General features: G+C 53.9%; 12 protein-coding genes. 4 read left to right on the top strand and 8 right to left on the bottom strand.

Going from position 1 to position 14,061, the window contains the following annotated elements; translation table 11 throughout:
- Window positions 1-7 precede the first annotated feature (7 nt).
- Entirely contained in the window at window positions 8-1,414 is a 1,407-nt protein-coding gene (gene dnaB / locus RFN81_RS14235; RefSeq protein WP_264496447.1) for a replicative DNA helicase, read from the bottom strand.
- A gap of 123 nt (window positions 1,415-1,537) precedes the next feature.
- On the opposite strand from dnaB, the gene RFN81_RS14230 reads away from it, so the two are divergent.
- Window positions 1,538-2,521, top strand: a complete 984-nt coding sequence (locus RFN81_RS14230; protein ID WP_264496446.1) for a quinone oxidoreductase — start codon at window positions 1,538-1,540, stop codon at window positions 2,519-2,521.
- 341 nt (window positions 2,522-2,862) lie between these two features.
- On the opposite strand, the gene pspG is transcribed toward RFN81_RS14230, so the two are convergent.
- The 5 genes from pspG to RFN81_RS14205 all read right to left on the bottom strand — a co-directional run bounded on the left by pspG (window position 2,863) and on the right by RFN81_RS14205 (window position 7,817).
- The gene (pspG, locus tag RFN81_RS14225) at window positions 2,863-3,135 is read right to left on the bottom strand and encodes an envelope stress response protein PspG (RefSeq protein ID WP_264496445.1); all 273 of its coding nucleotides are present in this window, start codon (window positions 3,133-3,135) and stop codon (window positions 2,863-2,865) included.
- Between the two features lie 165 nt (window positions 3,136-3,300).
- Window positions 3,301-4,323: a tRNA dihydrouridine(20/20a) synthase DusA gene (gene dusA, locus RFN81_RS14220; protein ID WP_264496444.1), complete on the bottom strand. Its 1,023-nt coding sequence runs from the start codon at window positions 4,321-4,323 to the stop codon at window positions 3,301-3,303.
- Between the two features lie 109 nt (window positions 4,324-4,432).
- Complete coding sequence (locus tag RFN81_RS14215) at window positions 4,433-5,923, bottom strand: SulP family inorganic anion transporter (RefSeq protein ID WP_264496443.1); 1,491 nt, start codon at window positions 5,921-5,923, stop codon at window positions 4,433-4,435.
- Between the two features lie 368 nt (window positions 5,924-6,291).
- Entirely contained in the window at window positions 6,292-6,948 is a 657-nt protein-coding gene (locus RFN81_RS14210; RefSeq protein WP_264496442.1) for a DsbA family protein, read from the bottom strand.
- On the bottom strand, window positions 6,936-7,817 hold the full coding sequence (locus RFN81_RS14205) for an MBL fold metallo-hydrolase (protein ID WP_264496441.1): 882 nt from the start codon (window positions 7,815-7,817) through the stop codon (window positions 6,936-6,938). The genes RFN81_RS14210 and RFN81_RS14205 overlap by 13 nt, the downstream gene beginning before the upstream one ends.
- Before the next feature lie 107 nt (window positions 7,818-7,924).
- Here RFN81_RS14205 and RFN81_RS14200 point away from each other — a divergent pair, with 107 nt between their 5' ends.
- Window positions 7,925-8,833 (top strand): LysR family transcriptional regulator, encoded by a 909-nt coding sequence (locus tag RFN81_RS14200; RefSeq protein WP_264496440.1) that lies wholly within the window; start codon window positions 7,925-7,927, stop codon window positions 8,831-8,833.
- Window positions 8,834-8,860: 27 nt separating this feature from the next.
- On the opposite strand, the gene RFN81_RS14195 is transcribed toward RFN81_RS14200, so the two are convergent.
- Window positions 8,861-9,790 carry a LysR family transcriptional regulator gene (locus RFN81_RS14195; protein WP_264496439.1) on the bottom strand — a complete coding sequence of 310 codons (930 nt, stop codon included), beginning with the start codon at window positions 9,788-9,790 and terminating at the stop codon, window positions 8,861-8,863.
- 118 nt (window positions 9,791-9,908) lie between these two features.
- On the opposite strand from RFN81_RS14195, the gene lysA reads away from it, so the two are divergent.
- Both lysA and RFN81_RS14185 read left to right on the top strand, forming a co-directional pair.
- On the top strand, window positions 9,909-11,171 hold the full coding sequence (gene lysA / locus RFN81_RS14190; RefSeq protein ID WP_264496438.1) for a diaminopimelate decarboxylase: 1,263 nt from the start codon (window positions 9,909-9,911) through the stop codon (window positions 11,169-11,171).
- A 131-nt stretch (window positions 11,172-11,302) separates the two neighbouring features.
- Entirely contained in the window at window positions 11,303-11,908 is a 606-nt protein-coding gene (locus RFN81_RS14185; RefSeq protein WP_264496437.1) for an NUDIX domain-containing protein, read from the top strand.
- 159 nt (window positions 11,909-12,067) lie between these two features.
- On the opposite strand, the gene RFN81_RS14180 is transcribed toward RFN81_RS14185, so the two are convergent.
- On the bottom strand, window positions 12,068-13,723 hold the full coding sequence (locus RFN81_RS14180) for a methyl-accepting chemotaxis protein (RefSeq protein ID WP_264496436.1): 1,656 nt from the start codon (window positions 13,721-13,723) through the stop codon (window positions 12,068-12,070).
- Window positions 13,724-14,061 lie beyond the last annotated feature (338 nt).

The raw sequence follows: 14,061 nt of genomic DNA, 5'->3' as shown, positions 1-14,061 counted from the left end.
CGCTGCATTATTCATCGTTGTATTGTGGCCCGGCATAATTATCAAAGCGCGACCACTGCCCGTTGAAGGTCAAACGCACGGAGCCAATCGGGCCGTTACGTTGTTTTCCCAGAATGATTTCAGCGATGCCTTTCAGGTCGCTGTTCTCGTGATAAACCTCATCACGATAGATAAACATAATCAGGTCTGCGTCCTGTTCGATAGAGCCGGATTCGCGCAGATCTGAGTTAACCGGGCGCTTATCGGCGCGCTGCTCCAGACTACGGTTAAGCTGCGACAGCGCGACCACGGGAACCTGCAATTCTTTCGCTAATGCCTTGAGAGAGCGGGATATTTCTGCGATTTCCAATGTGCGGTTGTCGGACAGCGACGGCACGCGCATCAATTGCAAGTAGTCGATCATAATCAGGCTCAGACCGTCGTGCTCGCGGAACACGCGGCGGGCGCGGGATCGTAATTCGGTCGGCGTCAGGCCGGACGAGTCATCGATGTACATATTGCGCTTTTCCAGCAGAAGCCCCATGGTGCTGGAAATACGCGCCCAGTCTTCATCATCGAGTTGGCCGGTACGAATGCGGGTCTGATCGACGCGCGACAGAGAGGCAAGCATACGCATCATGAGCTGTTCACCGGGCATTTCCAGACTGAAAATCAGTACCGGTTTATCCTGCATCATGGCCGCGTTTTCGCACAGGTTCATGGCGAAAGTGGTTTTCCCCATTGAGGGGCGCGCCGCCACGATGATCAGATCCGATTTCTGCAAGCCCGCGGTCTTTTTGTCCAGATCCTGATAACCGGTAGAGACACCGGTGACGCCATCATGCGGGCGCTGATACAGTTGTTCGATACGCGAAACGGTATCTTCCAGAATGCGGTCAATACTTTTGGGGCCATCATCTTTACTGGCGCGATTTTCGGCGATCTGAAAGACGCGGGATTCCGCCAGATCGAGCAGATCTTCACTGCTGCGGCCTTGTGGATCGTAGCCCGCATCGGCGATTTCATTGGCAACCGAGATCATTTCGCGCACCACGGCGCGCTCGCGCACGATATCCGCATAAGCACCGATATTGGCGGCGCTGGGAGTATTTTTGGCCAACTCGGCCAGATAGGCGAAGCCCCCGACGGAGTCCAACGTGCCCTGGAGTTCAAGCGATTCAGACAGGGTAATCAGGTCGATCGGCTTGTTCATTTCGAGCAAGCGCTGCATCTCGGTGAAGATCAGACGGTGGGCGCGATTATAAAAATCGTTCGCGACAACGCGCTCGGCGACATTATCCCAGCGTTCATTGTCGAGCATCAGGCCACCCAATACCGATTGCTCCGCCTCCAGCGAATGGGGTGGAAGTTTCAGACCTTCCATCTGGCGGTCACGGGGTTCATTCGATTTAGCGGTAGGTCTTTTCTCAGCCATGAAACGGGTTCTTTACCGGTTGATTTGCCATTGGATTAGGAGGCATTGTATATATCACACGTTCGAAATAACACTATCCAATACCTATCAGGGGAATGAACCCGTCACGATTGAGGAGATAGCATGGCAAAACGTATTCAGTTCAGCGCTCATGGTGGCCCGGAGGTTCTGCAATATGTGGATTTCACGCCATCCGACCCCGCAGCAGGAGAGGTTCAGGTTGAGAACCGCGCTATCGGCATTAATTTTATCGACACCTATATTCGTAGTGGGTTGTATCCGGTGCCTGCGTTACCTTCCGGGCTGGGGACGGAAGCCGCTGGCATCGTAACGAAAGTCGGGGAGGGCGTCAGCGAGCTGAACGTTGGCGATCGCGTCGTCTATGCGCAATCTGGATTGGGGGCGTACAGCGACGTACATAATGTGGCGGCACAGAAAGTGGCGCGATTGCCGGATGCGATCGGTTTTGAGCAGGCAGCGGCTTCCTTTCTGAAAGGGCTAACGGTTTACTATCTGCTGCGTCAGACATACGAAATCAAGCCAAATGAGGTCTTCTTATTCCACGCAGCGGCGGGCGGCGTTGGGTTAATCGCTTGCCAGTGGGCCAAAGCGCTGGGTGCCAAACTGATCGGGACGGTAGGCTCCGATGAGAAAGCGGAACGTGCGAAACAAGCGGGTGCCTGGGCGACGATCAATTACCGTACCGAGAATATCGCCCAACGCGTCGCGGAGCTAACCGATGGGCAGAAGGTCAACGTTGTGTATGACTCTGTCGGTAAAGATACCTGGGAAGCCTCGCTTGATAGCCTACGCCGTCGCGGATTGATGGTCAGTTTCGGTAATGCGTCCGGCCCGGTCACGGGCGTCAATCTGGGCATTCTGAACCAGAAAGGGTCGCTGTACGTCACGCGTCCGTCTTTATTTGGCTATATAACCAACCGTGCTGAACTGGAACAGGCCAGCAATGAGTTGTTCTCGCTGATCGCTAGCGGCGCGATTGCGGTTGATGTACCGCAAAGCCAGAAATTCGCGCTGGCGGAGGCGCAAGCGGCCCATCGAGCGCTGGAAAGCCGCAGTACGCAGGGGTCATGCCTGCTACTTCCCTGATATAGGGCTAAAAAGCAAGAGGCCTCCCAAGGGAGACCTCTGCCGTGATGCGTATTTCATCAAACCGTATGTAGGGTACAGCGTAGTCATCGTCACGGGCGCGTCGCTGTGCGGCTGTTATGTACCTGACGACGATGAAGATGAAATAATAGAAGCCATCTTAGCACGCGCATCAAGGGAAAAATATTTGCTGGCGCACACTTTAAAATTAACGTGAAAAGTAATACGCCGGGATTAAAGCCTGAGCGAAAGATGGCGATGAGGCTGCGCGGTGTTATTTTCATTGATGTTCCCGTCCTTCAAGTTCTCTGTGTGTCAAGCTGATATCGCCCTACTGGGCATTACCACCCGTTCTTATTACGCTGGCGGTAGGCGTATTTTCGATAGGTAAAGCGATGCGTGTCGTAGACGGGTCTCCCGCTATATTTGCGCCACAGCCATACTGCCAGTACAGCGAGAATTAGCCACGGCAACACCTTGATAGCCAAGGTAAACACACCGCCAATCAGCATGAAAATGGACGCCGCAAACAGGGCCGCGATCACGCCCAGCAGTGACACGCCCGTCAACATCAGCATGATAAAAAAACCAACAACGAAGAAAATTTCCAACATGGTGCGCTCCTATAGCGTTGAATCGCAGTGAAGATATCGCTGCGTGCTACATAAGCAATTACAAGAATCGTGCCAACAAGCATCGCTGATAACTGATTGATTTATCAGCGACGTCAGAAATACAAACAGCCTGGGATGATGAAAAGTGCTAACTGTTGGTATTTTTTATACCAATTTCACTAACGACAGCGCGTGTTCCACCACTGCCGTATCGGCACCGGGTTTGTGGGCATTTTCGCTCAGATAGCGCCGCCACTGGCGCGCGCCGGGGATGCCCTGAAACAGGCCAAGCATATGACGCGTGATGTGGTTTAACGCGCCGCCGCCAGAGAGTTCGCGCTCAATGTAGGGATACATCGCGCGCACCACCCCGGCCAGATCCGGCGAAGCTGCATCGATACCAAATAGCTCACGGTCGACCTGTGCCAAAATGCCAGGGTTTTGATAGGCTTCGCGCCCCATCATCACGCCATCAAGATAGTGTAAATGCGTTTTGGCTTCTTCCAATGTTTTGACGCCGCCGTTAAGGGCAATGGTCAGCGCGGGGAAATCGCGTTTTAGCTGATAAACGCGTGGGTAATCCAGAGGCGGAATTTCCCGATTCTCTTTTGGGCTCAGGCCCGATAGCCAGGCTTTACGTGCATGAACGATAAAGGTCTTGCATTCGCCGCGTTCGGCTACGGTTTGGATAAATTCGCACAGGAATTCATAGCTGTCTCGATCGTCGATGCCGATGCGCGTTTTCACCGTAATTGGGAGTGAGGTACTGTCACTCATCGCTTTGATACAGTCTGCCACCAGTGTGGCTTCAGCCATTAAGCAGGCGCCGAAACGCCCATTTTGCACCCTGTCAGACGGGCAACCGACGTTCAGGTTAACTTCATCATAGCCGCGCTGTTCCGCCAGTTTGGCACACTGCGCTAGCGCATGCGGATCGCTACCGCCGAGTTGCAGCGCCAGCGGATGCTCTTGTTCGCTATAAGCCAGATAATCGCCTTTGCCGTGAAGAATCGCCCCTGTTGTCACCATCTCCGTGTACAGCAGGGTTTGGCCTGTGAGTTGGCGCAGGAAGTAACGACAATGGCGATCGGTCCAGTCCAGCATCGGCGCAACGGAGAAGCGGTTGAGGCGGGACGCGCGGGAGTCGGCGGGTACGGTATCGCTTTGGGTTGCTTTTAGATCGGTCATAATTTGTCCGTCATCGTTTTGTGTGTCGGTGTGGTCGGTGTGTATCGGCGTTCGTTGTCTGGCGTAGTTATCTTGATAAACCAGTCGGGTATTGACTGGCTCAGGCCGCCTATCCTAAATTTCCGCTTAGTTTACGGTGGAAATCACTACTGCGATTATCCAGCCCTTTTATTACCACCTCGATACCCCGTTTTTCATACCGATACTGAATGCCGTCCAGCGCGGCAACGCTTGATGCATCCCAGATCGGCGCATGGGTAAGATCGATTACCACCTTTTTCGGATCGTGAGCATAATCAAAATGTTCGAATAGGTCATTGCTGCTGGCAAAGAAAAGCGGGCCATGAACGTCATAATGTGCAATTGATCCGTCATGACTGAGCGTCCTTTCGGCTTGAATGACATGAGCAATACGACGGGCAAACAGAATCATTGCCGTGATAACGCCAGCAAGAACCCCTAAAGCCAGGTTGCTCGTCCACACGGTTACGGCAATGGTGAGCACCATCACAAAGGTTTCTGACCAGGGCATACGCTTCAGCGTGGCGCCTTGCAGACTATGCCAATTCACTGTTTTAGCCGCGACGACCACCATTATTCCGGCCAGCACGACCATCGGCATCATAGCCATGATTTCGCTCAGGACAGTGACCAGAACCAGTAATGTTAGACCGGCTGCGACGGTGGAAACCCGACTTCGCGCCTTTCCTATCTCAACATTCATGACCGTCTGGCCAATCATGGCGCAACCAGCGATACCGCCATAGAGACCGGCGAGAATGTTTCCCACCCCTAGTCCCAGAGACTCCCGACGTTTGCTCGACGGCGTGTCGGTCAAATCATCTACCAGCTTTGCCGTCAGCAAAGATTCCATCAGTCCGACAAAGGCCACGCTCAGCGCGACAGGCCATACAATATTTAGGGTGGCTAAATTTAGCGGCACGGTGAGTTCAGTAAAGCCAGGAAGCCCTGGGGTCATCGAGCCCTCATCGCCAACAGTTGGCACCCTCAATCCCATGGCGAGTGCAATGCCGGTGATGACAATAATGGCGATCAGCGGGGAGGGAATACTTTTACATACGCGCGGCGCTAGCAACACGATTATCAGCGTTGCCGCAAACATGACCCAGACCAGGTTCCCCTGTCCCCAGATATGCGGGACTTGAGCAAAGAATATCAGTATCCCCAGCGCATTGACGAAGCCAATCATGACTGAACGCGGTATGTAGCGCATCATGCGTGAAAGCCCGGTAAGACCAAAGAGAATTTGTATCACGCCGCCAAGAAGAACGGCGGGCAGGATATATCCGACACCGTGAACGTGAACCATGGGGCCAATGACTAAGGCGATAGAGCCAGCGGCGGCAGAGACCATAGCGGGACGGCCGCCCAGAACAGAAAGCGTCAGACAAAGCACCACGGAAGCAATAAGGCTGACCTTAGGATCGACACCGGCAATCACGGAGAACGAGATGACTTCAGGGATTAATGCTAGCGCGGTAACTACACCAGCGAGACATTCTCGTGTTAACAATGTGGGTGACGCCAGAACATGTGAAACACGCATCTGTATCTCAGGCGGCACATTTTGAGGTTGCATAGTTAGACCTTATTGGTGAGCGCATATGCGCGACAGAATGCAGCATGACAGGCGCGCGCAGAAACCGTCGGGCAGCCGCGATGCAACACAACCGCTCCGGCGGGGCGATTAAAGGCGCGCTGAGATTGACTCAGTACGCTAAAGAGGGAACACACTCAGGGTGGAGTAAGGCGCATTGCGGCAAAGAGATCCTGTATAGATTATGAGTTCACGAGGCGATCGGGACGGCGAGTATCATGCCGATCGCGATGGTAAGCCATAGCGAACGGGCTGCATCACCCGATCGGCCGATACTTTACACATTTAACTGGGAGGATCAACATCAACGGCATGAGCGATCGACTCCCTGTAAGGTTTGATGAGAATGCTTATGCCGTCGCGTGGTTGACCATCTGCTTAAGCATGTTGCGCCAGGCGTCAACCTGACCGAGGTAGTTTGCCGCGGGAATTTGCTGGAAATTCCCGTGGTTATCTTCGAGCGCAAAGGTGGGGAAGCCTTGACCGCGCACTTTCGCCAGTAATTCCCGACTGGCGTTGATGTGCTGTGATAGCGTTTCAGCGCGGATAAATGCGAATTCCGTGCAGAAGGCGTCGCCATCCAGCCCGATGGCTTCGGCGCACTGGCGCAATACGGCGGTGTTGACGATCTTAAGGCCGGAGACATAGTGTGCCTGCTCAATCTGGTACAGCATCATCATGCCTTTGTCAGCCATCGCTTGCGCCGCGAGTACGGCCGCCGTCGGTGGTGCGGAGTCCAGCACCACACTGGTGTCGCGTAGCAATCCTTCATAATACCGCTCACCGAAGGGTTGCCCGCTTAACTGCGCAATGCGGCGATCGTGGGGGAGCACATAATCGTGCCATTCCGGGGTAATGGTGCGACGATTGTTCCCCGTCATCATCCCACCGCCGTGGAGAATCAGATCCAGCCCGTCGATCTCCTGCGCCGCTAACGCGAGTGGGGCGGCACCGTAGCACCAGCCACACAAGGGATCGTAAATGTAATGGAGTTTTACTGTGGCCACTTCATTTCACCTTTTAAGACTTTGGCGCTTAATTCGAGACTCGATTCGTCCTTCAGCGTCGGATAGTGTTTTTTCATTGCGGCAATCAGCTCGGCAGAATCTTTACTTTTTGCCAGCGCTTTTTCCACCGTATTCAGATATTGCAGCGTGAACGTCACGTTCTTCAAGGTGTAATCGGTTGGCGCGAGAAAGTGGCCTGGCACCACGGTGGTTGGCTTCAAGGCTTCAATGGATTTCAGCGTTTCACGCCAGTGAACGCGTGATTCTGGCGTTTGGGTATCGGCTAGCCAGACATGGATATTGGCAGACACCGGAATACCGCCGACTACGGCTTTCAGCGACGGGATCCAGACGTAAGTGCGATCCGGCGTCGGCCCTTTCAGCCCCTTCACTTCCAGTTTTTGACCGTCGATGGTGAAGCTGTCGCCTTGCAGCGGTTGAGGAACCACGATCGTTTTCGGCGCGTTCTCTTTCAAAACAGGCCCCCAATGCGCCACTTTGCCATCTTTACTCGCATTAATGGCATCGATGGTGGCTTGGGTTGCCACAATTTTTGCATCCGGGAATGCGGCTTTAATCACATCCAGACCGAAATAGTAGTCAGGGTCGGAATGGCTAATATAGACGGTGGTCAGCTTTTTTCCGGTGGCCTTGATGCGATCAACCAACGTTTGTGCATCATTACGCTGGAATTGGGCATCGATCAGGGCGACCTCTTTATCGCCGCTGATAATTTCAGAGGAAACGGGGAATACGCTGGCTTCTCCCGGATTAAATACATCGATTTTTAATTCGGCGGCGTTAACCGTAGAGGCCAGGCCTAGAGAGGCGACGAGCAAGGATAAAGTAAAAGTGATCGAGGTCGACATGATGAGACTCCACAGGTATGACGGAATGTGGGTTCATGTTATGTTGCATTAATCGTATTAAAAACCGCAAATAAGGCAATTATTTGTTGCATAAAACGGACTAATATATGGATCGCATTACGGCGGCTGAAGTATTTGTGGCAATAGTTGAGCGCGGTAGCATGATCGCGGCGGCGGAGAGGCTGGACATGTCGCGCGCGATGGTGACGCGCTATCTGGCGGAGATGGAGGCGTGGGCCGGGGCGCGCTTATTGCACCGCACAACGCGCAAGCTGAGTTTGACGGATGCCGGGGAAAAAACCTTGGCGCGCTGTCGGGAGATGCTGGCGTTGACGGCGGATATGCGCGTCGAGGCCGCTACCGATGATGCCGTGTTGAGCGGCTTGCTGCGCCTCAGTTGTTCACAATCATTGGCACAGGGCGTGCTTGGCATGGCGATCGCCACGTTTCTGCGGCGTCATCCTCGCGTTGCCATTGATTTACAGATGAATAATCGGGTGGTGAACTTGGTCGAAGAGCGTATCGATCTGGCGCTGCGCATCACCAACGCTTTGGATCCGAATCTGATCGCGCGTCCACTGGCGCACTGTGAGTCGATACTGTGTGCATCGCCCTCTTATCTCAACGAACGCGGTATTCCACGACAGCTTACCGACCTCTCTATTCATAACTGCCTGACCTACACCTATTTTGGCAAGAGCCTGTGGCATTTTTCTCGCCATGATGAAACATTTTCCATTCCTGTCAGCGGTAATCTGAGCGGCAATGAATCGCTGGTACTGCTGGCAGGGGCATTGGAAGGAGCGGGGATCACGCTGCAACCCCGCTATTCTGTCGTGCCGTATCTCGCTAATGGGCAGTTGGTGGCATTGTTACCGGAATATCGTCCTCAGGCGATGGGGATTTACGGTATCTATACCTCGCGCCGTCAGATGCCCGCCGCACTGCGTGCGCTGCTGGATTTTCTGGTGGACTGGTTTGCTCACGATCCACGCTGGCGGGCGTTGACGCAGTGACCGGTTAAAGGGAACGAATCAACCCCATCAGGATGACTGCCGCAAGACCTGCTCCAGACGTGAAGGCACATCAGCGGCGTATTGTCTGAGTTGTGCAATGACGGTATCGACCAGCGCAGAAGCAGGGCGATGCCGTGGGCGAATCAGGCTGACGGTAAAAGGCACCTCGATGCTAAAAGGGCGCACTACTACGCCGGAGGCGGAGTAATCCAACGCGGTGAGCGGGTTGACGATGGACAGACCGATGCCCGCTCGCACCATTGCGCATACCGATGCCGCGCTGTGGGTTTCCAGCACCATCCGGCGCGACACGCCCGCTTCCTGAAATAGCGCGTCCAGCAACTGGCGATAGCTATCGGCACTCGACAGGCTAATAAAGGGTTCGTTGGCGAAATCTTGTGGCGTAAGCACCGCTTTTTGCGCTAATGGGTGCCCGCAAGGCAGCACGCACACTTCATTAAGTAACATCAACGTTTGTCGTTCTGTACCGGCTGGCGTCAGGCTGTTTTCCGTTAAACCCAAATCGTGACGTTGCGCCGATAGCCACTCTTCCAATAACGGTGACTCTTGGGGGACGACGTTCAGGGTCAATTGAGGATAACGCGCTAACAGCGTTTTGCAGGCTTCGGGCAGCAGTGATTGGGAGAACACGGGCAGGCAGGCGATGGAAAGCTGTGCCTGTTGAAAACGGCGGATGTTGCTGGCGGCGTTGATAATCCGCTCCAGCCCATAATAGGAACGCTGTACTTCTTCGAAGAGCTGTAACCCTTGCGCGGTGGGGTAGAGCCTGCCACGCAATCGTTCGAATAGCGTGAGTTGAACCAGTTTCTCGAAGCGTGCCAGTTCGCGGCTTACGGTGGGCTGCGAGGTATTCAGCAGCGCGGCCGCTTCCGTCAGATTCCCGGTGGTCATGACCGCATGGAAAATCTCAATGTGCCGTAAGGATATTGCCATCATCTTTCCCCCTATCCATATCATAGATGAATAGATTGCGCTAAAAACGATATTTGTTTACCAGAATGGTAATTTTTATAGTGCTTCTCAACCATAATTGACCCGTATTTGGTAATGATTAATGCCTCACGATCTGAATGACGTAACACATGCTCTGAACGCGCAAAGTCTGCGTGAATTGCCCTCTCGTTTTGGTTGCCCGGTTTGGGCTTATGACGCCCAGACCATCATTAAGCGCATCGCGCAACTGCGTCAGTTCGATACTATTCGCTTCGCGCAGAAGGCGTGTTCGAACACGCATATTTTGCGCCTGATGCGTGAGCAGGGCGTGAAAGTGGATTCGGTATCGCTGGGTGAGATCGAGCGCGCGTTGGTGGCCGGTTTTGTGCCGGGCACCGACGCGCATGAGATCGTCTTTACCGCCGATCTGCTGGATCGTCCGACGCTGCAACGCGTTGCTGAACTGAACATTCCGGTGAACGCCGGTTCGGTCGATATGCTGGAACAGCTTGGGCAGCGGTCGCCGGGGCACCCGGTGTGGCTGCGCGTGAATCCGGGCTTTGGTCATGGTCATAGCCAGAAGACCAACACCGGCGGCGAGAACAGCAAGCATGGCATCTGGCACGGCGATGTGCCATTGGCGCTGGCACACATTCAGCGTTATGACTTAAAGCTGGTGGGTATCCACATGCATATTGGTTCCGGCGTCGATTACGCCCATTTGGAACGGGTGTGCGAAGCCATGGTGCAGCAGGTGATTGCGCTGGGTCAGGATATTGAAGCGATTTCCGCGGGCGGCGGGCTATCAATCCCCTACCGTTACGGTGAGGAAGCGATTAATACCGAAAACTACTACGCGTTGTGGCATGCGGCGCGTGAGAAAATTGCCGCGCATCTCGGCCATCCGGTCACGCTGGAAATCGAGCCGGGGCGTTTCTTAGTGGCGGAGTCCGGCGTGCTAGTGGCGGAAGTGAGGGCGGTCAAATCCATGGGAAGCCGCCACTTTGTGCTGGTCGATGCCGGGTTTAACGATCTGATGCGCCCGGCGATGTATGGCAGCTATCACCACATTTCTCTGCTGCCGGGGGATGGCCGCGATATTAGCCAAGCCACACTGCGCGATAGTGTCATCGGCGGGCCGCTGTGCGAATCCGGTGACGTGTTTACGCAACAGGCGGGCGGCGGCATAGAAACCGTTCCGCTGCCGGAGGCGCAGGTAGGCGACTATCTGGTCTTCCACGATACCGGCGCGTATGGCGCATCGATGTCCTCGAACTACAATAGCCGTCCACTACTGCCGGAAGTGCTGTTTGAAAACGGCGAGCCGCGCCTGATTCGCCGCCGCCAGACGTTGGACGCGTTGCTGGCATTGGAAGCGTGTTAAGCGACCCAATTCGGTGGTGTTGGGGAAAGGCATTCTGCTTTTCCCCTGAAGGTTGTCGATGCTGAAAATGCGGTAGAGAATAGAGCCAGAGAACTCTCCCAATTTGGATTCATCACAAACGGTAATCACCTATGAAAAAGACGACTTATGCTCCTTTAGCCACGACGGCAGTAGTCAATAAGCGTTGGGTATTAGCCAATGACTGGGGAACGTTAACCAAGTATGACATCACCCATATGCGTTCAGACGGCACGGAACAGCGCCTGATCCGCGAAGCCTATGATCGGGGGCACGGCGCTACCATTTTGCTCTACAATTCTGATTCTCGTACGGTTATCCTCACCAGCCAATTTCGTCTGCCCGCGTTTCTCGTGGGCCATCATTACGAGTTGATTGAAGCATGTGCTGGTTTGCTGGACGATCGCGATCCCATTCAAGCCATTAGAAAAGAAGCGGAAGAAGAAACCGGTTTTAAACTCGGTGACGTCACAAAAATTGGCGAAATATTCATGAGTCCGGGTTCTGTTACCGAACGCTTGCACTTTTTTATCGCGCCTTATACGCACGCGATGCGAATCCATGATGGTGGTGGCCTTAAAGAAGAGGGCGAGGATATTAAGGTTATGGAAATTCCGCTTAAGGACGCGCTTCAGATGATTGATGATGGGCAAATTATCGATGCGAAAACCATTATTTTGCTTCAACACGTGGTGATTAAAAATATTTGTAAACCCTAAGATCCCTCATTAGCTCGTGTAATGTGCCCCGATGGGCTGGTTCGTCGAGTAACCAACTCGTGTTGCCAGCCACCTTTTTAAGGGGCATCGTCTCGCTTGGCACGGGCTCATTGCTCCCCTGAGAATAGGATTACGGGAAGCGATGAGCGCATGCTGGCATCAGAACGATGTCCATTCTCCTTCAGCCGCTGGAGCACCGTTTTTGTGCGGCGCGACCAACGCCGGTTGAAGCGCCAATGGCGGCGTAGCGGCGGGCGTTCTGACGTTCCGATCGCGGTTATCCAACTGGAACTGGCTAACTGTCTCGGCCAATTGTGCCGCCTGCTGCTGTAGCGATTGCGTCGCCGCCGAGGCTTCATTGACCAGCGAGGCATTCTGCTGGGTCGTCACTTCCATCTGGTTTACCGCAACGTTAACCTGCTCGATACCCATTGTTTGCTCATCGCTGGCGGAGCTTATCTCACCAACCAAATCGCTCACCTTGCGCACGCCGTTGACGATATCCTGTATTGAAGCCCCCGCTTGTGCGACCAGCCGATTGCCGATCTCCACGGTCTGAACAGAATGGTCGATGAGATCTTTGATCTCTTTGGCGGCAGAGGCGCTACGCTGGGCGAGGCTACGAACCTCACTGGCGACGACGGCGAAACCGCGTCCCTGTTCCCCCGCCCGCGCGGCCTCTACGGCGGCATTCAGCGCCAGAATGTTAGTTTGAAAGGCGATACTGTCGATAACACCGATGATATCGACGATTTTCTTTGATGAAGCATCGATTGCCCCCATCGTATCAACCACTTCTGTCACCAGTTGCCCACCCGACTGCGCCTGTTGCGTGGTTGATAATGCCAGTTGGTTGGCCTGACGCGCGTTATCGGCATTCTGTCTGACTGTCGCACTTAGCTGTTCAATAGAAGCCGCCGTTTCTTGTAGTGCGCTAGCTTGCTCTTCTGTGCGGCTGGAGAGATCGATATTGCCTGCGGCAAGTTGTGAAGAGGCGCCAGCGATGGACTCCGATCCCTGACGAACCTCGCCAACAATGGTGCGCAGACTCACTGTCATGTCCTGCAACGCGTGCAATAGCTGAGCTGCTTCATCGCGGCCTTCCGGTTGTACATTGTGCGTCAGATTGCCTGCGGCAACGGCTTGAGTCGCTCGGACGGCGCGTGCTAATGGTTGCACAATACTGCGGGTGAGCGCCCAGGCGATCAGCAGGCCGATGACTGCGCTCAATGCCCCCGTTACCGCGAGGATAAGATCGCCCCGGTGCGCGCCAGCGTTAATATCTTGTCCCATCTGGTCGATACTGGCGCGTTGATGGTTGCGCAATGCCTCCACACTGGCCAGATAGCCGTTTGCTGCCGGAACAAATTCGTTATCGAAAAGCGTTCTGGCGAGATCAAAATTACCGGCGCCTTTTTCCTTAACTATCGTATCGCGCTTATTAAGGTAGGCCTGACGGTATTCGCCCACCTTGTCGAATAGGGTTTTTTCTTCCGGCGTCGAGATCAGGTTAGCAAAATCCTGCTGCCGCTTACCGCTCTCTTTACTGGCGCGGGCATTTTCCGCCGCGAAAAGCTCCACCAGAGAATCATCTTGGCTGCGTGCTACCGCCATACTGCGTTGGACGCCAGCGACGAGTGCCGCGTGCCAGTCCGTCGCCAACCGCTCTTTACGTAGCGGCTCTTGCATCATCTGTTGTGTGTTGCTGGCTACCTGGTTAAGTTGATAAATCCCGTTGGTCAGCATGACCAACGAAAGCAGAATAAGCAGACCAAAGCCGCCGGCCAGCCGGGTACCTATTTTGTAGTTCTTCATTATTCGTTACACACACCTGGTTAAATTCAGCGTCTGCCCAATGCAGACTCTGCGATCCTACGCTTTACCCCCTAGTTGATTCTGTTGAAGAAGTAGGCGAAATGCGCTGTGTTCCAGACGTTATTTCCCCATAAAAAGTCAGGATATGTGATCGACCCATGAAAAGGCGAAAAACAGGGAATGGAGTGAAAAAGAATATTTAAGGGGAAATCACGATAATGATGCGGTGAAATAATCTTAATGAGGCGTTCAACTTACAGGATCAACTAGAAATTTACAGTTAGTTGCATTTATAGCATAACTCTTTCGATTCATCGCTGGAGAAGATAAGTGGCGAT

The organism is Pectobacterium cacticida, assembly GCF_036885195.1.
GTDB classification, from domain to species: Bacteria; Pseudomonadota; Gammaproteobacteria; order Enterobacterales; family Enterobacteriaceae; genus Pectobacterium; species Pectobacterium cacticida.
The sequence above is the reverse complement of the archived record's forward strand: the minus strand, read 5'-3'. Positions and strand labels throughout refer to the sequence as shown.